The sequence below is a fragment of the Vibrio sp. QJM3NY_21 genome, from assembly GCF_057785975.1.
Genome location: NZ_CM173514.1, coordinates 1063260 through 1084891 on the forward strand (window position 1 = coordinate 1063260; position 21632 = coordinate 1084891).

14 protein-coding genes are annotated in these 21632 nt (G+C 44.8%); 5 read left to right on the top strand and 9 right to left on the bottom strand.

Annotation, left to right across the window (positions count from 1 at the left end):
* Positions 1-14 precede the first annotated feature (14 nt).
* Both AC3CID_RS20280 and AC3CID_RS20285 read left to right on the top strand, forming a co-directional pair.
* Complete coding sequence (locus AC3CID_RS20280) at positions 15-1133, top strand: substrate-binding domain-containing protein (RefSeq protein WP_488527329.1); 1119 nt, start codon at positions 15-17, stop codon at positions 1131-1133.
* Complete coding sequence (locus tag AC3CID_RS20285; RefSeq protein ID WP_488527330.1) at positions 1130-3604, top strand: EAL domain-containing protein; 2475 nt, start codon at positions 1130-1132, stop codon at positions 3602-3604. The genes AC3CID_RS20280 and AC3CID_RS20285 overlap by 4 nt, the downstream gene beginning before the upstream one ends.
* 240 nt (positions 3605-3844) lie before the next feature.
* On the opposite strand, the gene AC3CID_RS20290 is transcribed toward AC3CID_RS20285, so the two are convergent.
* From AC3CID_RS20290 to AC3CID_RS20330, 9 genes are all read right to left on the bottom strand, one after another.
* Positions 3845-4750, bottom strand: a complete 906-nt coding sequence (locus AC3CID_RS20290; protein ID WP_171330147.1) for a LysR family transcriptional regulator — start codon at positions 4748-4750, stop codon at positions 3845-3847.
* Between the two features lie 78 nt (positions 4751-4828).
* A complete protein-coding gene (locus AC3CID_RS20295; protein WP_237298065.1) occupies positions 4829-6211 on the bottom strand; it encodes a BatD family protein in 1383 nt (460 codons plus the stop codon).
* Positions 6208-7932 carry a vWA domain-containing protein gene (locus tag AC3CID_RS20300; RefSeq protein ID WP_237298064.1) on the bottom strand — a complete coding sequence of 575 codons (1725 nt, stop codon included), beginning with the start codon at positions 7930-7932 and terminating at the stop codon, positions 6208-6210. The genes AC3CID_RS20295 and AC3CID_RS20300 overlap by 4 nt, the downstream gene beginning before the upstream one ends.
* Positions 7925-9004, bottom strand: a complete 1080-nt coding sequence (locus AC3CID_RS20305; RefSeq protein WP_017082356.1) for a vWA domain-containing protein — start codon at positions 9002-9004, stop codon at positions 7925-7927. Before AC3CID_RS20305 ends, AC3CID_RS20300 begins: the two co-directional genes overlap by 8 nt.
* Entirely contained in the window at positions 8997-9539 is a 543-nt protein-coding gene (locus tag AC3CID_RS20310) for a DUF4381 domain-containing protein (protein WP_237298063.1), read from the bottom strand. Before AC3CID_RS20310 ends, AC3CID_RS20305 begins: the two co-directional genes overlap by 8 nt.
* Positions 9540-10502, bottom strand: a complete 963-nt coding sequence (locus tag AC3CID_RS20315; protein ID WP_237298062.1) for a DUF58 domain-containing protein — start codon at positions 10500-10502, stop codon at positions 9540-9542.
* Between the two features lie 12 nt (positions 10503-10514).
* The gene (locus tag AC3CID_RS20320) at positions 10515-11498 is read right to left on the bottom strand and encodes an AAA family ATPase (protein WP_488527331.1); all 984 of its coding nucleotides are present in this window, start codon (positions 11496-11498) and stop codon (positions 10515-10517) included.
* Between the two features lie 128 nt (positions 11499-11626).
* Positions 11627-14035, bottom strand: a complete 2409-nt coding sequence (locus AC3CID_RS20325) for a tetratricopeptide repeat protein (RefSeq protein ID WP_488527332.1) — start codon at positions 14033-14035, stop codon at positions 11627-11629.
* A 192-nt stretch (positions 14036-14227) separates the two neighbouring features.
* Complete coding sequence (locus tag AC3CID_RS20330) at positions 14228-15775, bottom strand: arylsulfatase (RefSeq protein WP_488527333.1); 1548 nt, start codon at positions 15773-15775, stop codon at positions 14228-14230.
* Positions 15776-16121: 346 nt separating this feature from the next.
* Between AC3CID_RS20330 and AC3CID_RS20335 the strand changes: the two genes are divergently transcribed.
* The 3 genes from AC3CID_RS20335 (at position 16122) to AC3CID_RS20345 (ending at position 21629) form a co-directional block, all read left to right on the top strand.
* On the top strand, positions 16122-17684 hold the full coding sequence (locus tag AC3CID_RS20335) for an arylsulfatase (RefSeq protein WP_488527334.1): 1563 nt from the start codon (positions 16122-16124) through the stop codon (positions 17682-17684).
* Between the two features lie 404 nt (positions 17685-18088).
* On the top strand, positions 18089-19183 hold the full coding sequence (locus AC3CID_RS20340; RefSeq protein WP_488527335.1) for a cytochrome-c peroxidase: 1095 nt from the start codon (positions 18089-18091) through the stop codon (positions 19181-19183).
* Positions 19176-21629, top strand: a complete 2454-nt coding sequence (locus AC3CID_RS20345) for an ATP-binding protein (RefSeq protein WP_488527336.1) — start codon at positions 19176-19178, stop codon at positions 21627-21629. Before AC3CID_RS20340 ends, AC3CID_RS20345 begins: the two co-directional genes overlap by 8 nt.
* The last annotated feature ends 3 nt before the right edge of the window (positions 21630-21632 follow it).

Here is a 21632-nt window from a genome sequence, read left to right on the forward strand (position 1 = left end):
GTTTTATAAGCCATATGAATAAGAGATTAAATTTTGCGAGTTTGTTGCTCGCTATTACTTGCTACTCTCAGAGTTTTGCGGGTAATCATGAAGACGATTTCTTCCAATATGCTGAAGAAAAAGTGATGCGTGCGGTTTCCAACCAGCGAACGTGGAATGGCCCCACACAAGGCCCTGCTGTGTGCCATGAAAAGAACGTTATTTTTGTCGCGTCTGATTTACGTAATGGTGGCGTTTATGGCGTTGGGAAAGGCATATCTGAAGCCATTTCTAACATCAATTGGCACCTTAGATTCATCGATGGATTAGGCTCAGAAGTGCGCCAAGGTGCAGCTATCAGGAAAGCGATTGGTTTTGAACCCGATGCCATTGTTTTGGGCGGCATTGACGCTGTCCGACACAAAACCATTTTGAAACAAGCAGAAGATCTGGGAATTGTAGTCATTGGATGGCACGCGACTGAACTTGTCGGTGGTAATCCAGAAATAGGTTTATACACCAACATCACCACCGACCCTCTCGATGTGGCGGAAGTGGCCGCGCTACTCGCGATTGTAAACTCAAACGGTCGAGCGAGAACCGTGGTGTTCACCGACCCTAACTATGAAATCGCGATGATCAAAGCCAACGCGATGGTCAATACCATCAAGCGTTGCAGCACTTGTGATGTACTTGAGCTTAACTATTTACCGCTCGATAAAATTGCCGAGCAAATGCCTGCGACATTAAAGAACCTAGATGAGAAGTACGGCGAGAAAGTCACTCATCTTCTGGCAATCAACGACCTGTACATTGACTATGCTATCCCGTCTTTGGAGTCAAACCTCGAGGAGTACCGGTTAATACCACAAAATATCTCAGCGGGTGATGGTAGCAAGGCCGCGTACAAAAGAATCAATAGCGGTCAATTCCAACTGGCAACAGTACCTGAGCCCTTATATCTACAAGGCTGGCAAATAGTCGACGAACTCAACCGAGCATTTAATCACATGCCGCCAAGTGGCTACTCTGCCCCTGTGCATCTCGTCACGCCCGATAATGTTGAAGAGCTCATCAGCCAGTCAGACAAAGGCATCTACGACCCTAAAAATGGCTACCGTGAAGCGTATCTGAAAATTTGGAAGCCACAATGAAATTACCTCAGATAAACATCACCCAACGACTCATTATTTCGAACCTGCTTTCGCTTTTGATTGTCAGCTTTGCTGTCATCATGGTGATTCGATCTCTGTATTACGTCGAGTCGACGCTTAAAAACGAAACTTCTACACACGTATCAGACTTGATTGTTAACTCTGAAATCAGCCGACGCGTATTTACGCTCACCTCTCGAGTTAAGCTACTTGAACAAACTTTTTTATTCAGTGAAACCACACTGTCGGAAGAAGCATTTAATGTGGATTTCCAGCTTCAACGACTCAGAGACCTATCAACTAACGAAGGTTTCTCGCAAAAAATTGATGCCTTTATCGATAACTTCCACCGTTTCTTAGGCAGTTCGCTCGCATTGAATCGAATTCTAAAACAGACCAATCAGATTGACGCCACCTTAGCCGAACAGCTTGATCAGCTCGAATTTGCGATAGCCGACAGCAAGCTTAGGCACTTAGACCAACCCAATTTCATTCGTTATAACAATGAATTAGATCTTATCAACATGTTGAGAGAGTCGTTCCTCACCTCAGGAAAAATGGTTGGAGACATTCACAGTCGCATCACGCCAGAAACGGAGAAAGTACTGCTTATCGAAGTCGAGAAAGAACTCGATATATTCTTACTCCACTTAGAAAACGTTGATATCGAAACGACGGCGGTTATTGCTGAGAAGAAAAGAATCAATCGAACGGTGAAACGATACAACGCCGCTTTGAAGCGCATTAGAGCTAATCTGGAGCAGCGTTGGTTGGTGATGGCTTCACTCTTAGTCGCTCAAAGCGACCTATTGGAGATGGTAGAAAAAACCGAGTCACGCGTACAAAGCCAAGCCTTAGAATTAACCGACCAGCTTGAAAAAGAGATCGGTTTATCAAGACTAAACGCCATTATTATCAGTTTTTCAGCCGTTGTATTATCGATGTTGTTGGTTCACCACGTTGTTCGACATCACATTCGAAAGCCACTCAATGCACTGAGACATGGCTTCGATCGTCTAGAGTCTGGAAGCCTAAAAAACCCCATTAACTTGGGCCGAAGTGACGAATGGTCTCACTTAGAGAAAGCCTATAATGATATGGCTTCAAGGCTATCTAAAGCATACCTAGACCTCACTGAAGAAAAAAAGAATTTCGACTTCCTCGCCCACCACGATCCACTGACCAGTTTGGCAAATCGACTATTGGCAACGAAACAGTTAGATGAAGAGATCAGGAAATCCTATGAGAACAACGCCTCTTTCTTGCTGTTCTACCTCGACATTGACGAGTTTAAGACCATTAATGATTCTTTAGGGCATGCACCAGGTGACAACTTATTAGTCAATGTCGGGCACATATTGAATAACTTAGTGGGTGATAAAGGCTTTGTTGCGCGAATGGGCGGAGACGAGTTCTTGGTTGTTTACTCAAACATTGGGTTAGACGAAGGCGAACCTATCGCAGACCGCTTAAATCAAGCGTTAAGAAAGCCTTATTACATAGATGATAATTCTATCTTTGTATCGGCGAGTATTGGTGTGTGTGAGTACCCTACTCATGGTTTAGATCGTGAAACTCTAATCAGAAATGCGGACACAGCAATGTATCACGCAAAGCGAAACGGCCGAGATCAATATCGCGTCTACGCGGACGAAATGACTCACGAGGTAAATGACTTGATTGAAACCAACATGGGGCTTCATCAAGCCATTGCCAATGACGAGCTTGAAGTCTTCTTCCAACCCAAAGTCAACTTAGACTCGCAAGACATCATTGGTGCCGAGGCTCTAATACGTTGGCGTCACCCTAAACTGGGCTTATTGCCGCCCGTCGATTTCCTTGAGGTTGCAGAAAAAAGTGATCTCATTATCGACATTGATAAATGGGTATTTAAGAAAGTAGCGAATCTGATTACCGAATGGCAACGCGCGGGAATGGACCTACAGGGCGTAATTTTTTCCATCAACTTCTCAGCGAGAATGTTCTATATGACCGATCTCGCAGACCAGTTACAAGTAATACTCGACGAAACAGATTGTCAGCCTCATCAACTGCTTCTGGAAATCACAGAAAGGGATATGATGCGAGATTTCGATACCTGTTCAAGGACCATCGAGGTACTTCATTCTAAGGGTTACAAGATCGCTATCGATGATTTTGGAACGGGTTATTCTTCGTTGTCGGTGTTGAAGAATCTTTCCGCCGATTGCGTAAAATTAGATCGAAGCTTTATTGAAGATATTAACTCGTCAAAAGTAGATTATGAGATTACTTGCGCGGTTCTGAAGCTCGCGCAAATACTTGATTTCTCAGTAATTGCAGAAGGCCTTGAAACCCAGAATCATGTAACGACTCTGCGCCAGATCGGTTGCAAATACGCTCAAGGCTATTTCTTCGCGCGACCTCTGCCTATTGATGATTGGGTGTCCTACTTCTTGCTTAACTCAGAACAGAGCCCAAAAGAGGCTTAGTATCCGTTATTTAAATTAAACAGTTCAGTAAGTTAAGTTCCTTCACTGATTTATGATTAAACAAGGGCTGCCTTCGGGCAGCACCAAGCGAAACATATCTTACGAGTCCCACCAGACTCTAACTTGTAGGTCAATATCCCGTCCCCTTGTAGTAAACACCGCTTACCTCAGCTCAGGGATACTGGCTTTCTTTCTATTTAAAATTGCGCGAATGCTTTCTATGACCATGCCCTTTAGAAGCTAACTTGATAACTCTTTTGCTGCCGCTTTGAGCTTAGTGCGCAGCCACTTATGGCTAGGTTCGTTAGTGCGACTGGGGTGCCAAATCATACACATATCAAGGTCTTCCAATTCGAATGGCAAAGGCAGAGTTTTAACGTCATATTTTTCAGAAAAGCAACGCACCGATGACATAGGTAGCACTCCAATGTAATCAGAGCCCTCAATAACAGGCAGCATCTCAACAACGCCAGCAGCTCGATAGACTATTCTGCGTTTTTCAAGGTCACTGTAGTGTTCAGAACTCAATAAGCTTCTACGTGCATGCCATCTTGAAACAACCACATGATCAAGTGATAAAAACTGTTCCATATCGATAGTGTCACCAATCGTGGGATGGTCTTTACGGCACACCACCACCAGTTCCTCTTTAGAGATCACCTCATGCTTGAGCATGGTTCTTCCTCTTGGCGTCATATCGATAATGACATCATGTCTTTGAAGCCTTAAATCAGACTCGTAATCTTCCGTAAATAGAGGATGAATTTCTAATGCGATACCAGGTGCGACTTGACTGATTAACTGCATGACTCTTGGCATCATTTCATAACTCGCAGCTGAAACACAGGCAATTGAAAACACGCGGCCAGAGGTTTTAGGGTCAAAATCTCTTGATGCGGATAAGGTAGAAGTAAAGTTTTTAAGCGCAGCAGCCATTGCTGGATAGATATCAATAGCGAATGTGGTTGGCTCTACGCCAGAAGTAGTTCGATGAAACAGTGGCTCGTCATAGATATCTCTCAACCTTGCAAGCGCTTTGCTCACAGCTGGCTGGCTTATATCCATGCGATTAGCAGCCCTAGATAAGTTCTGCTCTTCATAAATAGCGACAAATATAGGAATTAGATTGAGTTCGGTACTTTTCATACAGTTCCATATTAAAGAAGCAGGTCCCCTATAGTAGAGAACCTGCCGATTTTGTTCGATGCGAATAACTAAAGTTTGCTACTTAGTTCTATCTTTTAAGTCTGGCAAGGCTTTAGGGATTTTCAAGCGGTCGAAAATTGAACGAGAATTGCTTGAGTTTGATGTGTCATTGGTTAAGTTACGTAACCCTCTCCACAAACGAGTAAAAACGTTTTTGTCTTCTCGCCCTTGTTGGAGGGATTCACTGTCTTCTAGCCAACGTTTCTGTCCATTCAATTTACCAAGTTGCGCTTTATTCAGTTGTGCTTTATCCAGCTCTAACTGAGAGGTTTCGTTTCGTAATTGACGATAGATAAAGGTTCTTAATGCAGGCCAATTACCTTGCTTAAGTAAACGACGTAGTACCAACCAACTTGGTGTTGGGCGGTTCGCGTAATAACGTTTAACAGAAACAAAGCACGCTACACCGAACAGCAAAGCCAGACCAACGCTAATAAACACTGACATGTAAGCCTTAATGAAAGATTGGACTGTGTGTTTGGCTTCAAACACATTCCCTTTTATCACTACATTTTCAAGGCGTTGATTCTTGCTGTCCCACCACTGAAATGAAAACTCTGGCAACGTAAATTCACCGCCCTGCTGAATAACATAAACCGTCTCCTCAATTCGACTGGAACGGTAGTTACCACGATCTTGAGTATCATCTAAACGATTAGGCTGCGGGTAAGCTTGGTACTGCTGGGTCGATTCATTGTTCAACACGTCCGGAAGTAATACAGAAAGGCTGTCTTTGGCCTTGATGGTTACCGTTCGAGTAATGGCATCGCCTACTTTTAAGTTTTCACTCGAGCGTTGCCATTGTTGCTCTGTATCTACTTCTGTTGCAGAAAACCAAGGCGATTCATTATCAAGTAAACCTGAAGGCAACGAAGCTTCAAACTTAATTGGCTGCGTGTAAAGCGTACCGCCAACGTTAGAACCATCAGGAGCAGAAACTTGGACGCGAACCGGCACGGTTGGAATGACAAACTCGCCAGAAGTCATCGGATAGAGTGTTACTTCCCATCGTTGACGCGACCATGTAGTGCCATTGACCCGTTCCGTGTAGTTCGTCGCGAGTTGGTTACGTTGCTTAGCGATCACGTTAGCGATTTCGATACTGCCGATTCGAGTCCCTCCCGTTAACCAACGCGGCGTCGCCACCTCAATATTCAGAATTACCTGCTCATTAACGCTCACTTTAGTCGGCGTTATCTTATCGCCTGACTTTGGCTTTTCCCCTACCCAAGCGATAAGCTCAACGTCACCACTTTTTTGGAGATCGAAGATATCGGCAGCAGAAGCAACAAAAGGAGAAAACCAACTCAATATAAGAGTCATCGACAGTAACCACTTATGGGTTCTGAATCGCACTCTCTTTGATTGAATGGCTTCAAGAGCTAAATCATATCGACTCATTGGGTTTGCTCCTGTTTTGATGCCTGTTCCGGTTTTGACGCTTGTTCGATGGAAGGTGCAGGGTCTCGTAGCTGAATTTGGAATTTAGATTTTAAGAAGAACTTAGGGTCCGCTTCTACTCGTTTTAACCACTTATCGGCAAGCTCTTGGCTACCCAAAATTTCATTGGCATTAAGCGTTTCCTTGAGCATCAATTCCGCTACCGTTTCTTCTTCAGCGCCATCACCCGTTCGTGGCTGATCGTCTTCGAGTTCTAACGACTCTTCAGGGCCATCTGTGGTTCCGGACTGGCTTTCACTGGTTCGGTTTACCTCTTCGACAATTCCACTAAGTACAGCAAGATTGTTCTCCACATCCGTTCTTAGTTCTGGTGACAGATCCTCTTTCTCGCTTAATGATTTCAAAAGATCTCGCGCGGCAAGGTATTCACGCTGCCTGGCTAACGCGCTCGCCGCGTTGTATAAACCAAGGTCAGTTTTGGTTTGCAGGAATGCACTGTGAGCGAGCTTAAAATCACGAGCATAGTAATAAGCCGCGCCCTTTCGCATTGGGTCAGTAAAATGTTTGGCAGCTTGAAGATATTCTTTCTGATTCAACAGGCGTTGACCTTGCTGATCGGGCGTTAACCATAAGTCCCACCACCATTGAGCTGTTTTGTCCCAAGTAGTAACCGACTCCACCACAACTGGTTTCTCAGCGGTTAAGTTGACTGTTTTCGCCAAAGTGTCTGGTGAATACATGCTGCTTGTGATCATCAAACCAACGACACACCACTGCACCAACCACCCTTTTCTGAACCATAGCAACATAATGAAAGCCATTGGAATAAGCAGTCCATAGCCCATGTCTTTCCAAGGCATTGAAGATTCGCCGTTGAGCTGCATGTTTCTTTCAACCGCTCTGTTCAGTTGTTGGATATCCGAATCATCAACGGTCACTTCAATCACTCGTCCACCCGTCTTACTCGCTAAGTTACGCAGTGAATCTAGGTCGACAGGGTTATCGCTCACCACATTACTGTTTCCTGCGGCGAGAATGAGCAACTGATACGGATTGTCGTTAAAGAAACTCTCGTACGCCCTAATGGTGCTTGGGTTTACACCATCTGATACCAACAGTACAGAAGAGCCTAACTCACCAGACAGTTGCTGATTAATCAGTGGCAGTGCTTCTTCTGCTGACTTACCTGATACCGGCATGATATCGGGCGTGATAGCCGCTAGAAACGGTTCGAATACTTTGCTGTCTTGAGTAACGGGCATCGCGACGTGTGCGCTGCCTGCATAAACCACTAAGCCCGTATTACCGCCTTTCCGAGCTGCCAATAAGTCTCTAATCTTCTGCTTAGATCGTTCCAAGCGACTCGGTGGTAAGTCTTTAGCGAGCATAGATTCACTGTTATCAAGCACAACCAACATCGACGCTTTGTCTTCACCAAAAGGCGAAGCCTCACGCTGCCATGTTGGGCCAGAACAGATAATGATGGCGATAGTTACAATCACCACCAATAGCTTCAATGGCAGCTGCTTACGCCAGCCTGTTTCGCCAATCGTCAATGCATCACGTAAGTGTGCAGGTAGAATGTCTTTCCACGTTGGTTTGGTCTCTTCTCTCCAACGAACCCATAACAGGAAGAACATCGGAATAAAGGCCAACAACCACAAAGGTCGGATAAAATGAAACTGGGTGAATAACTGTTGTAGAGTGAGAGAATCAGGCATCATCCTCTCCTTTCAATTTTTTAGTTTTAGAAGCCAAAAGCGACCTTCTACGTAAAGTCGCCAGACTAAAGGCCGTCAAATACATCACAACAACAATCGCCATTAAGTAATGGTGCAGTCCCTGTTTAGGACGATAAGTGGTACTTTCATATAACTGTGGTTCTAGTTCACCGATTTGAGCGTAAGCTTTGGTAAGTTCGTCGCGGTTAAGTGCCTCAAAGGCTTCGCCACCAGACTCTTGAGCCACTCGTTTGATGGTTTCCATATCCAAAGCCACTTCACCAACGGTTTGTGGGTCACCCATGGCGATCACGTGAATACGAACGCCTTTCGCCTTCGCAACTTTGGCTGCATCAATCGGTTCAACAAAGCTTCCCGTATCATTACCGTCGGTTAGTACGATCACGACCTTCTCTTTTTCGTTGGCATCAACACTTGAATCTTGAACGGCAGCACTTTGCTTTTCGCTTTGTTCAAACACCTTAATCGCCAAGCCAATTGCATCACCTAAGTGCGTGCTTTGCCCTGCCATAGCGACATCGGTTTGATTAAGCAGTTCAAGCCACACATCTTGGTCAGCTGTAAACGGTGTTTGTACAAACGCTGCATCACCAAAAAGAATCAAACCGAGTCGGTCCCCTTTTCGGGTAGTCGCAAAATCAGCCAGCACTTCTTTGGTCGCGTCCAAACGAGATATTTTATCGCCCCGCTTAGAGGTAAAGTCTTGTTCTGCCATTGAGCCAGATAAATCGACCACTACCATCACATCACGACCTAATTGTTCGCGAACTTGCGGCTCACCAAGAATGGTTGGTTTAGCGAGCGCGCACACGACCAATGCCCAAGTAATAATGAGCGTGGTTCGTTGCCACCAGCTTGGTGTTAGCTGGCTTGCCCCTTCAGACGGCGCTTCACCAATAGCTTCAACCAATTCACTGAAAAACGGCACCTTTATGGCCATTTGCTTGGTTCGATAAGCTGGCACAGCGAAGTAGACCAACAAAGGCAGAGGTAACGCAATAAACCACAGCGGATGCGCAAATTCAAAGCTGGAAGATAAAACATCAAACATTGTCTTGCCCCTCAACCGTTACCTGTACATTCGGCTTGTGAAGTTTTAGCCACATCATCGCGGTTTGAATCACCTCTAAACGCTGTTCAAAGCTCAAACGCACATTAGGGTCAATTAGGCTTTGCATCCATAATTCCGAAACTTCATAGGCAAAGAACGCATTGCTGTTTTCACTTGTGTTAGCGCTACCAGGTAGATAAGCGTTTAGACAGTTTACATAGTCTTGTCCAAACAGCTTTGCATTACTGCTGTCTAGGTAACGAAGCACCACTTTCAGTACTTTGAAGGTTCGTTCTGTTGAATTTTTGTCTCGTGCATCCAGTACTATGAGCTCTTGAAGCGCTTCTTTGCGATAACGGTTATTCCACCATTTCTGCGCCAAACGATAAACCAGATAGATAGCGACCAATAACAGAATAACGCCAAAGATCTTCCAGCCGATCGTTTGAGGAGCCCAGCTCACACTGTCAGGAATCGCTACATCGTGCAGTTCGCGGAGGATATAGGTACTTGGAGGCGTATGTTCAACGGCCATTTAGCGCCCTCCCACTAGCTTCTGCAGCTGTGATATGTGATTGCCCGACGTGTCTAATTCTATATAAGGGAGGTTTTTCATCGCCATCAATTTAGCAAGGGACTGTTTCTGAAGTGCCGCTTTCTGAGCAAGACTTTCACTCGCGAGGTTTACCTTAAATTGACTATCCAGATTAAGTTGAAAGCGACCATCACCCACCACCCAGTTTGCGCTTGCAAGATCTTGAGGCAATGACTGTTCTAATGGGTCGGTGACCATAATGGCCAAGATATCGTTGTGTTGCTGTAACTGCTTTAGTCGATCGAGATGTTGTTCTCGGCAATCTCGCCAGTCACTAATGAATATCAAGGTTGATTGCTTGAGTCTCATTCGCTTGATCAGTTCAATCCACTGGCTAAAACCAACACCATCATTGTCACTGACACTCACCCCTAAGCTTTGATTGGCTTTTGCTAGGTGCTTGAGCTGTGCCAGTAAATCAGACTGAGAACGCTGTGCTTTGCTGTGAAATAGCTTTTGGTGTGAAGCTAAAACAAAGCCGACACGGTCGCCGTCTTTAAGCACTCGCCATCCACACAATGCCGCCACTTCGGCAGCCACAACAGATTTCATGGTATTTTGAGAAGCGAAAAACATCGAACTGCGCTGATCAACACAGATCATCACATTTCGGTCTTTCTCTTCGGTGTAACTACGAACATGCGGCTTGCCTGTTCGCATTGTCACTTTCCAATCGAGGTTGCGGATATCATCACCCAATTGATAATGACGCAGTTCCTCGAAATTCAAACCTCGACCGCGAAACAAAGAATTATGTCGTCCTGACAATACGCTGCCTGCCTTTAAATGAGGTAACAGAGAAAACGACTCCGCTTGAGCCTGTATTCGCACTAGCCTTGAATAGTCACAATACAGTCGTGGATCAAGGCCTTGCGATTCGGGAGCTTGTGTTGGCTTCGCCATAACGCCCCCTAGTTATCCGATCTCAACATTATCAAGCAGCTCTTCAACTACTCGTTGATGGTTCACACCATCAGCCAATGCGTCATAAGATAGCGAAAATCGATGGCCTAATACGGTCGGTAGCATTGCTCGCACATCGTCTAACATGACGTGGTCACGCCCTTGTAGCCACGCATAAGCGCGTGCACATTTATCCAAGGAGATTGACGCTCGTGGGCTTGAACCTATCTCAATCCATTTCGATAAGTCTGATTCTGGATAACGCTCAGGTTTTCGTGTCGCCATTACCAAAGCCACGATGTAGTTCTCAACTAAATCGGAAACGGCAATGTCTGGAAGTTGGCGGCGCGCTTCAAGCACCAATTCAGGTTCAATATGCTGTGGAGTTACAAGTTCCGAACTCGTCTCGCTACCAAGTTCCTCACTGCGCACCAGTCGAATGATGTCACGTTCAGCTTCATCTTCTGGATAGTCGACCGTCACTTTCATGATAAAACGGTCCATTTGGGCTTCAGGTAGTGGATACGTACCTTCTTGCTCTACTGGGTTTTGAGTGGCTAGCACCATGAATAGATCTGGCAGAATATGAGTTTGACCGCCCACCGTAATCGTTCCTTCCGCCATGGCTTCAAGCAGAGCCGCTTGTACCTTTGCAGGAGCACGGTTCACTTCATCGGCTAAAACAATACTGTTGAAAATAGGACCCGGTTGAAAGTGCAACTGAGGCTTTCCATCAAGCTCTTGATACACTTCAGTACCCGTTACATCTGATGGCAGGAGATCGGGCGTAAACTGAATACGGCCAAAGCTTGTATTAAGTAAATTCGCCAACGACTTCACCGAACGCGTTTTCGCAGTACCGGGAAGCCCTTCTAGAAGCACATGGCCATTGGTCAATAATCCGATTACCAGAGCCCGAACGACGTGACTCTGACCGATAACACTTTTCTCTGTCTGTTCAATCAGTTGGTTTATTGCTTGTTGCGCATGGTTCATAGGTCTTCCCTTAATTCAATCTGGCTGCGTACATCCTACTCACAAGCCCCATAACTATTAGTTATAAGCACCATAAATTATAAGCGCATAGCCACGTCAATGTTGGCGCTTTATTTCAGCTCAGCTTTCTACTGACTAATTGCTTTCAATTGGTTAATGGCCTCCGGCGGTGCCACTTTGCTCAATGATGAAATACATTGCTCAAACGCCTTTGGTACGCCCGGTATATGGCTGTTTCGCGCCAACACTTCACACTGGGCATACAGGTGCTGTGGGTTGCGGCTAAATTGGTAAGCCTTGTGCAGTGATTGACTTGCCGCAAGCACATCAGATTTCTCCAAAGCCAATCCGTACACATACCAATATTGTGGGTCGGTTTGCGCAGTTTCAGCGGCTTGTTTAAGGTAGTCCGTTGCTTGTTCGTAATCTTTCACTCGAAGCAGAGATAACCCTGTGCTGTATGGCAATACACTCGATTTAGGCTGAGCTTCAATACCTTGCTTCAAGGTCGACAACGCTTTTGCTTCGTTACCTTGCGCTCGATACAAATCCGCCAAGTTGGCGTAGCTGTTCTCGAAATAAGGCTCTATCTCGATAGCACCTAGATAAAACTCAATCGCTTTGTCGTGCTGACCTAAATCTCGGTAAACGTTGCCTAGGTTAGTACGTCCAAACCCTCTATCGGAATTAAATTGCTGTATCTCAATGTACTCTTCCAATGCAGGCTTGATTTGGTCTTTCTGCAGAGGATTCATTTCTCCCCAATAACGCACCAATGCGCCTGCGGTTTCTGAACGAATCGATAATACAGGGTCTTTCAGTAGCGGCTCTAGAATCTGCCAACGGTCAGAGAATGGGAAACCAGACGAGCCTTGCACAACTCCCAAACGGATCATTTCATCATCATGTTTCACCGCTCTTGCTAACGAGATAAGCGTATTCTTACCCATATTACCGCCCAAACGTTCTAAGCTCGATGCACGAATGATATTGCTTAAGCTGGAGTCCTGAGCCGAGTATGCCAACGCATCCTCTGCACCTCGGTGTCCTATTGAATCAGCATAAAAGGCAACGGCAAAATGCTGCTGATTACGATACTTAGAATCTGGGAACCACTCACCGATTTGCTTATCTGCCCACTGGTCGGTTTGATCTTCATGACAGCTAGTACACACGTTCGGCGTTTTAATGTGTTGGCTAATATCAGGACGCGGGATATGCCAACTGTGGTCGCGTCTTGGGTCGACCTCCATGTAAGTCGTCTCAGGCATGTGACAAGTCGTACATTGTGAAGCTTCGGTATTCGCCTCGTGGAAGGTGTGCTTTTCAGGCGTGTACTCTGATGCAATGTGACATTGGCTACACACCGCTTCTTCGGCAATTTTTAGTTCAGCGGTATGTGGATCGTGACAGTTAGTACATGTGACGCCTTTTTCAGCCATCACTGATTGCAAGAAAGATCCGTAAACATAATCTTCATCGTAGATTTGACCATCGTTATGGTAAAGCTCAGGAGTAATCAAGCTCAAACGATACTTATCGAAGAATGAACCGTTCACGTGGTCACCCGTTTCATTTAACTGAGTACGTCGGCTGTGGCATTGAGCACAGGTTTGAACTTGGTTAGTATGGATGATGTCTTTTGGTTGCAGGGTTGAGTTGCCCTCTTGGTAAACCCATTCTTTCACCGACTTCGACAAGTCACGATCAAAGCCATAATGTGACGAGACTTGAGCATCCTTTCCGCCGTTGGCTTTTGCTAGCTGGGCTTGTTTAACGTGCTCGCTTGCAGGGCCATGACAGGCTTCACAACCGACATTAATCTCAGACCAAGTAGTGTTATAGGTATTACTCGCGCTGTCGTAGTTTTTCTCTAGATTCGTTGAGTGGCAATCGGCACACATGAAGTTCCAGTTTTGACCGCTATTGGTCCAGTAGAATTCATCAGTGTTGGTGGTATCCGGGTAGAGGTTAAACCAGCGTTGGCCGCCTTCGCCCTCAGTGCGAGAGTCCCAAGCGAAAGGAATCAACTGTACACGGCCGTCTTCAAACTCAACCATGTACTGTTGTAATGGTTCAAAGGCAAAGGTATAGCTGATTTTGTAATCTTTGAATTGCCCATCTGGGCCTTCGATATTGACCCAGAACTCTTCACCCTTGCGGAAAAATCGGTTGGGTTTACCGCCATGAGTGACCGTTTGATCGTTGAAATTGCCTAATACAGATTCATCTGTAGCGTGTTTCATCGCCATGTCATGATGAGAGCCCTGCCACGCTTCGACTTCTTCACTATGACAATCAACACAAGCTTCCGATCCAACATAGGTGGCTTTAGAGCCGATAGGTAAAACATCAGAGCTAGCGTGTGAAGCTACAGAACTGAGCTTTGAAGTCTCAGTGTTGCTATTAGGAGCTTGCTCGTTGGCATAGGTGCTCAAACTGAACAGCGACAACATAAGTGGAGACAAGATTACGGATAATACTGCGGCTCTCTGGTGTTTCAATCCGTTCACTAGCGAGCACAACCATGCAGACATAACATTCCTTGTTTTTATACATCCTTATGCTTACTAAGGTAGACGTAAAAACGACTAAAATACAATTATTTAGTGGCAATGAGCACGATAGTTGTGATTCATATTCACGACCGGGATTTACTCATCGATATGCGCATAAAAAAAGAGCTCCTAGGAGCTCTTTCGTGTTATCAGTTTAGCTAGGGCAATAGTTTACTTATTATGGTTCTCTTGAAGTTTCTCCATAACCTGATCCAAACTAAAGCTTGCTGCTTTTTGGCGTGGTGGGTATTCGGCAAACGTTTCTAAGAACTCGCCTACATACGCTTGCGCAGGAACGAACATATAAGCATGGTCTAGCAACCAGTCATAATAGGTATTCGACGTAATATCTGCGTTTTCATATGGGTCCATACGCAGGTTAAACAGCTTAGGAAGACGTAACGTCACGAACGGTTCTGACCAAATCTGCATGGTACCCGTTGCACGTTGCTCCATGAACACCGCTTTCCATTGGTTGTAACGAAGCGCCGCTAAATCGCCATCATCGGTAAAGTAGAAGATCTCTGAACGACGGCCTTTTTCTTCTTCACCCGTTAGGTAAGGAAGGAAGTTATAACCATCTAAGTGAACCTTAAACGTTTTATCACCTGCAGTATGACCTTTAAGTAGTTTCTCTTTGATTTGGTCATCACCAGCAGCGGCAACGAAGGTTGGCATCCAGTCCATGTGGTGCATGATTTCATTGGATACTGTTCCAGATTCAATCTTACCAGGCCAACGGACCATTGCTGGTACACGGTATGCGCCTTCCCAGTTAGTGTTTTTCTCACCACGGAATGGGGTTGTACCCGCATCTGGCCAAGAGTTCATGTGTGGGCCGTTATCCGTTGAGTAGAAAACAATCGTGTTGTCTTTGATTCCCAACTCATCCACTTGCTTCAATAGTTGCCCAACGTGTCGATCGTGCTCAACCATACCATCAGCGTAGTTACCGACACCGGTCACACCTTTACTGTCGGCTTTCACGTGCGTTCTAAAGTGCATACGTGTCGCGTTCCACCAAACGAAGAATGGCTTGTCCGCTTTCACTGCGCGATCCATGAAATCAAGTGCCGCGTCTAGTGTTTCTTCATCGACCGTTTCCATACGCTTACGCGTAAGTGGACCCGTATCTTCAATCTTGCCATCAGCGAATGACTTAATGACACCACGCGGACCGAACTTCTTACGAAACTCAGGATCGGTTGGGTAATCTTCATTTTCTGGTTCTTCTTCAGCATTCAGGTGGTAAAGGTTGCCAAAAAATTCGTCAAACCCGTGTGCTGTTGGAAGGAATTCATCTTTATCGCCAAGGTGATTTTTACCAAATTGGCCTGTCATGTAGCCCATAGGTTTCAGCATTTCTGCGATTGTCGCGTCTTCTGCTTGTAAGCCAATGTCTGCGCCCGGCAAGCCTACTTTACTCAAACCCGTTCGTAATACACTTTGTCCCGTAATAAAAGTAGAGCGACCCGCAGTACACGATTGTTCAGCGTAATAATCGGTAAACATCATCCCTTCTTTGGCGATGCTATCAATATTAGGCGTTTTGTAACCCATTAAACCAAAGGTGTATGCACTAACATTAGACTGTCCAATATCATCCCCCCAAATCACGAGAATATTTGGTTTTTCAGCTGCGAATGTGGTGGTGGAAGCCGCCATCATCGCCGTACCCAAAATCGCTAAACGACGTTTAACGCCATATTTCGCTGTCATAGAAACCTCTTCGTAAGTTATTTGCATCCTGCCCTACAACGTATAGTCCATTTTTTAAGCATGCGCGAGGTTCGCTAAGCTATTAATCTTTTTGTCATTTTTATTCAGATACAGGTGCAGAAGTTATCGATAAGGTTTACGGCGACAAACATGATAAGGATCACACATGTTATCTAAGGGTTTCTGGTAACCATCAGCCTAAATTCAATTTAATCAGCAAGTTAACCACACATCATAACGATTGGTTATAAGCACTATAAAAGGACGTAACGGAATTTTGAGAATAACATTTGCTCATCGATGTGTTGTTCTAACGCATTAATCTTAAAAGTGAATCGGAGTCCTTATGGGTACTAAAATTAATAAACTAGCATTAGGTGTTGGCTTATTAGCAGCTTCTTCAGCGGCAACAGCAGCAGAAAAACCAAACATTCTTGCTATCTGGGGTGATGACATTGGTGTATTCAACATCAGTGCATACAACAACGGTATGATGGGGTACGAAACACCTAACATCGACCGTATTGCTAACGAAGGCGCACTATTTACTGACCACTACGGTCAACAATCGTGTACTGCTGGTCGTGCTGCATTCCTAACAGGTCAAGAACCTTTCCGTACTGGTCTATTGACTATCGGCATGCCAGGTTCGGACCACGGTATCCCTGATTGGGCTCCAACGATCGCAGACCTTCTTAAAGAACAAGGCTACATGACAGCTCAGTTCGGTAAGAACCACATGGGTGACCAAGACAAACACCTTCCAACGAACCACGGTTTTGACCAGTTCTTCGGTAACCTGTACCACCTAAACGCAGAAGAAGAGCCAGAGACATACTACTACCCTAAAGACCCTGAGTTCCGTAAAAACTTTGGCCCTCGTGGTGTAATCAAATCGACTTCTGACGGTAAGATTGAAGATACAGGCCCTATGACGCGTAAGCGTATGGAGCATGCGGATGAAGAGTTCCTAGAAGAATCTCTAGCCTTCATGGAAAAAGCCGTGAAAGCTGACAAACCATTCTTCATCTGGCACAACACAACTCGTATGCACGTGTGGACTCGTCTACAAGAAAAATACCAAGGCGCATCTGGTATCAGCATCTACGCTGATGGCATGTTAGAGCACGATGACCAAGTGGGTATCCTTTTAGACAAGCTTGATGAGCTTAAAATCGCAGACAACACTATCGTAATCTACTCTACCGATAACGGTGCAGAAACCGTATCTTGGCCTGATGGTGGTGCTACTTACTTCCACGGTGAGAAAGGTACAACTTACGAAGGTGGCATGCGTGTTCCTCAGCTAGTTCGCTGGCCTGGTACTATCAAACCGGGAACTAAGATCAACGATATCATGGGGCACCAAGACTGGATCCCTACTCTACTAGCAGCCGCTGGTGATGATAAAGTAGTTGATAAGCTAGCGTCTGATAAAGGTGCAACTTACAACGGTAAAAACTGGCGTGTTCACCTAGATGGTTACAACTTCCTACCTTACTTCCAAGGTAAAGAAGAAAAAGGACCTCGTGACAGCATGCTTTACTTCTCTGCTAACGCCGAGCTAAACGCAGTTCGCTGGAATGACTTCAAGATTTCGTTCGCAGTAATGGACGGTAACATTGTTGATGCAGTTCGCTTCCAACCAAACTGGCCTCAAGTTGTTCACCTACGTGCTGACCCATTCGAAAAAGCACCACACGAATCGGGCATGTACCTACGCTGGATGGCAGACAACATGTGGCTATTCGTACCAGTAGGCGGCAAAGTACAAGAGTTCATGAACACGCTATCTGACTACCCAATGCAGCAAAGCCAAGTGTTGAACCCTGGTAACTTCAACCAAAATGCTTACATGCTTCAAGGTAAACTTAAGCAATTAGAAGCGGCAGCAGCGCAAGCTAAATAAGTCCTTCTAGATCATGTAATTCAAGCAGTTTAGAAAGTACATGATGCAATACCAAAGCCGTGGTCACTCTATGCAGTTACCACGGCTTTTCTACGTCTGGCACTTGTTTTCTGTATCTGTATCTTAAAAATCCGAGTTTTATACAACAAGGTCTTTTCGAATTCACCGTTAGGTCACTAACTTGCCCTACGTAACGCGTTGTTTCTAACGATCCCTGTTCCTTGTCATTTAACGATTCAATGACTTCATCTTGCTCCTCTCCTCTTGTTACACCATCTTCTTGCAACATCACCACTATGAAACTAAGTTTATAAATATACACCTCTCATCCACAGGGTGACTAAGGTTTAAATCAGAAGGATTCTGACTTGCCAAAATTATCTAAACTAGATGGAACTAATACTATGAAAACGCCATATTTAGCAGTAATAAGCATCACTGTCATTTGCGTTTCAATAGGCCTACTGGTTTATGACGCCGCTTCTTTAAAGATACACGGCTCAATTGAGCACCAAGAAAATCACTCTCATGCAAACGACCATGATGATTCATACTCTTCAGAACACGACTCAAATACAAACTCACAAGATGCCCAACAAGCGGCATTTCCAGATCAACAAATCTTCCCAATTCCAAATTCGACCGAGATTAACAATGAACTTGCCAAGATAGGTTGGGCGCTATTCAAAGACCCTAACTTATCGTCGAACCGAAGTGTCAGCTGTGAAAGTTGTCATAGCTTAAAAACTAATGGCGCTGAAGTGATTCCTGTTTCCATTGGCGTAAATGGAGCGGGAATGCGAAATTCACTCACCGTTTTTAACGCTGCCTTTAACTACCGATTTTTTTGGGATGGTCGGGTGAATAACCTTGGCGATCAAATCGATGGTCCAGTACACAACGTTGACGAAATGGATTCAAACTGGAAACACATTACGGACTATGTATCTAAATCGAAGACTTACATCAGCCTATTCAAAGAACAATCGACAACCATCAACGAAGCTTCGATTAAGGCTGCACTTATTGAGTTCATGCAAGGGCTAACCACGCCTGATTCTCCTTTCGACCAGTACTTGCGAGGCGATCTTTCAGCGCTGTCTGATAAGGCCAAGCGAGGCTGGGAGGCCTTTCAAGAACAAGGTTGCATTCGCTGTCACCAAGGTACCAATATTGGTGGAGGCATGGTGATGCGATTTGGCTATTTTGGGTTATCAAAAACGGGTTCAGAACGAAGTGAAGACCAAGGTCGATTTATGTTTACAGGACAACCACAAGACAAGCACCTTTTCCGTGTCGCCAGTTTAAGAAACGTGGCGATCACTGCACCTTATTTTCATGATGGTCAAACTGAAACGTTAGAAGAAGCCATCAAAATCATGGGTGAAAGCCAACTCGGTAAAACGTTTGAAAAGCAAACCATTAGTGAGATTAAAACATTTCTAGAAACCTTAACGGGCAGCCGCCCTCAGATGTTAGTGGAGTTTGAAAATGAATAAAATCAGACTCATCTTTTTGCTGTTTTTCTCGCTATTATTGGCTTTGGTTAGCTTAATTATACTGACCTATTCTGAGCACGGGAAAGTATCGGAATATGGAGAATCTGTTCGAGAGCTGGGGCATGAAGTTTTAGAAATGCGCGATCAGATAACCAACGCTGCTCTCGCTGATATTTCGAACCCTTACCAAATTTCGGCTGAGTTAGTCAGCCTAGAAATAGAACTGCAAGAATTAAAGGGTAGCTATCAGGGTGAAAGCATCCACTCAACGTTCTTTCAAGACTTACAAACCACTCAATTACTTGAACGTTTCCACAAAGCCTCGATATCCAATGTCGATACGCTCGACAAGCTCGTAGGGTTGAGTGTCGCTCGTCAGTTCATACTGCAATCCCTAACGCTACAACTCATTGATAGTCATTCAGCAAACCATCGTGAAGCAGCAAGCGAGCTTAATTCAGAAGAGTTAAATGCTCTCTCTACACCGGATATCAATATTCAAAGTGAGCTGCTCGCTAGCGTGTTATTTACAGGCACCCAAATTCAACATCAAGAGATAAGCTCAGAGTTGGCGAACCTGTCTAAAACGTTCACTGAACTCAATCAGCAACAAAGCCAGCTGTTATCTCAAGTTCTTTCGGTACATAGCATGGAGTACCTTGAGCAAATTGAACATCAATTTACCGACCTTCAAGACCAATTAGAAGGCGTCATGGTTAAACTCACCATCACACTAGCACTACTAACCTTCGTGTTCTCGTTCGCCATATTTATCTTCCGGGTCTTTGAATTAAAACGAAACAACCTTGCCTATCAAGAAGCAGCAGACAAAGCAGAAAAAGCCAACGAAGCGAAGTCCTTATTCCTTGCCACCATGAGTCACGAATTAAGAACGCCGATGAATGGCGTACTAGGTATTGCTCAAATTATCAAAGAGGAATCGCAAAACACAGACACTCGTAAGCAAGCACAGATCATCATCGACTCAGGTCAGCACCTCGTCACCATATTGAATGACATTCTTGACTTCTCTAAGGTTGAACAAGGAAAAATGGAACTTGAATACAGCCCATTCTCAGTCACAGACGTGGTTACACATCTTGATAAAACCTTGACGCCTCTTGCAGAGGACAAAGGGCTCACTTTTGCCATCAAGGACAACATACCGACCAATATTCAGTTGGTGGGAGACTCCGCGCGTACGCGTCAGATCTTGTTTAATTTAGCAGGCAATGCAGTTAAATTTACTGAATCAGGTAAAGTCGAAGTTGAATTTTTGATTGCACAGACAATCCCACCAAGCGTTAATATTTTGGTGACTGATACTGGTATTGGCATTGCAGCAGACAAGATAGACCATATATTCACAGCCTTTGAACAAGCCGAGCTTTCCACGACCCGTAAGTTTGGTGGCACAGGATTAGGGCTTTCCATTGTTAAGCAGTTAGTCGAACTGATGGGTGGTACAATTACGGTTACCAGTGAACTTAATCTCGGCACTCGATTTACCATTTCGCTTCCGCTTGAAATGCACGAACTCGAAGAAAAAGTCGTCGTTAAAACACCAACAAAAAACAATCAGGCACTCGACAACTTCTCGGTATTGTTAGTAGAAGACAATAAGATCAACGCAATGGTGATTAGGAAGTTTTGTGAGTCTATAGACTTAACCGTTGAGAACGCCTACGACGGTTTACAAGCCTTAGATAAATTGGCTTCAAACCAATATGACCTAATCATAATGGACAACCACATGCCGAACATGAGCGGTGTTGAAGCGATTCAAAAAATCCGCAAGGAACTCAAGCTGACTACCGTAGTTTTCGCGTGTACAGCCGATGTGTTTAAAGAAGCGCATGACGAATTTATCATGTCCGGGGCTGATTTCGTGCTCACCAAACCATTACAGAAAAACAGCTTACAAAACGCCATCAATGAGTTTCATCATCAGTTTGAGAGCAACCGACATAACTTGGTTAACGTACATAACTTTCCAGACAAAGATGAAAGCAACATCACTATATTAACGCGCCCACCCAAGAACAAACTTCCACTGACGGAAGAAGAGCTTTCTCGAAGCCATTTATTAGCCACTGGTAAGCTTAAATTAGATGAAAAGCTCAAATGCTTAACGTCTCTCGTTGATGACCTAGAAAACGAAATTGATGAATTGATAGAGCTGTTCTCGAGCGCCAGACCCGATGACTTAAATAAAACTTTAAACGCAGTAATAAGCATTGCGTCAAAGTTTGAAATGACGGAAGTACTGGAACTTGCCACTTTCGCTGAACAGATAGCAGAGCGTCAAATCATGCCAGAAGCCGAATTAATCCAACAACTGATCAACCGTTTAATGGTCAACAGCCACCAAGCAACACGCCTAATAAACAAACTCAATCAACAACGTAAAACAGGCTCAATCAACCACGTAAAACGGGCTAAGTGAGAT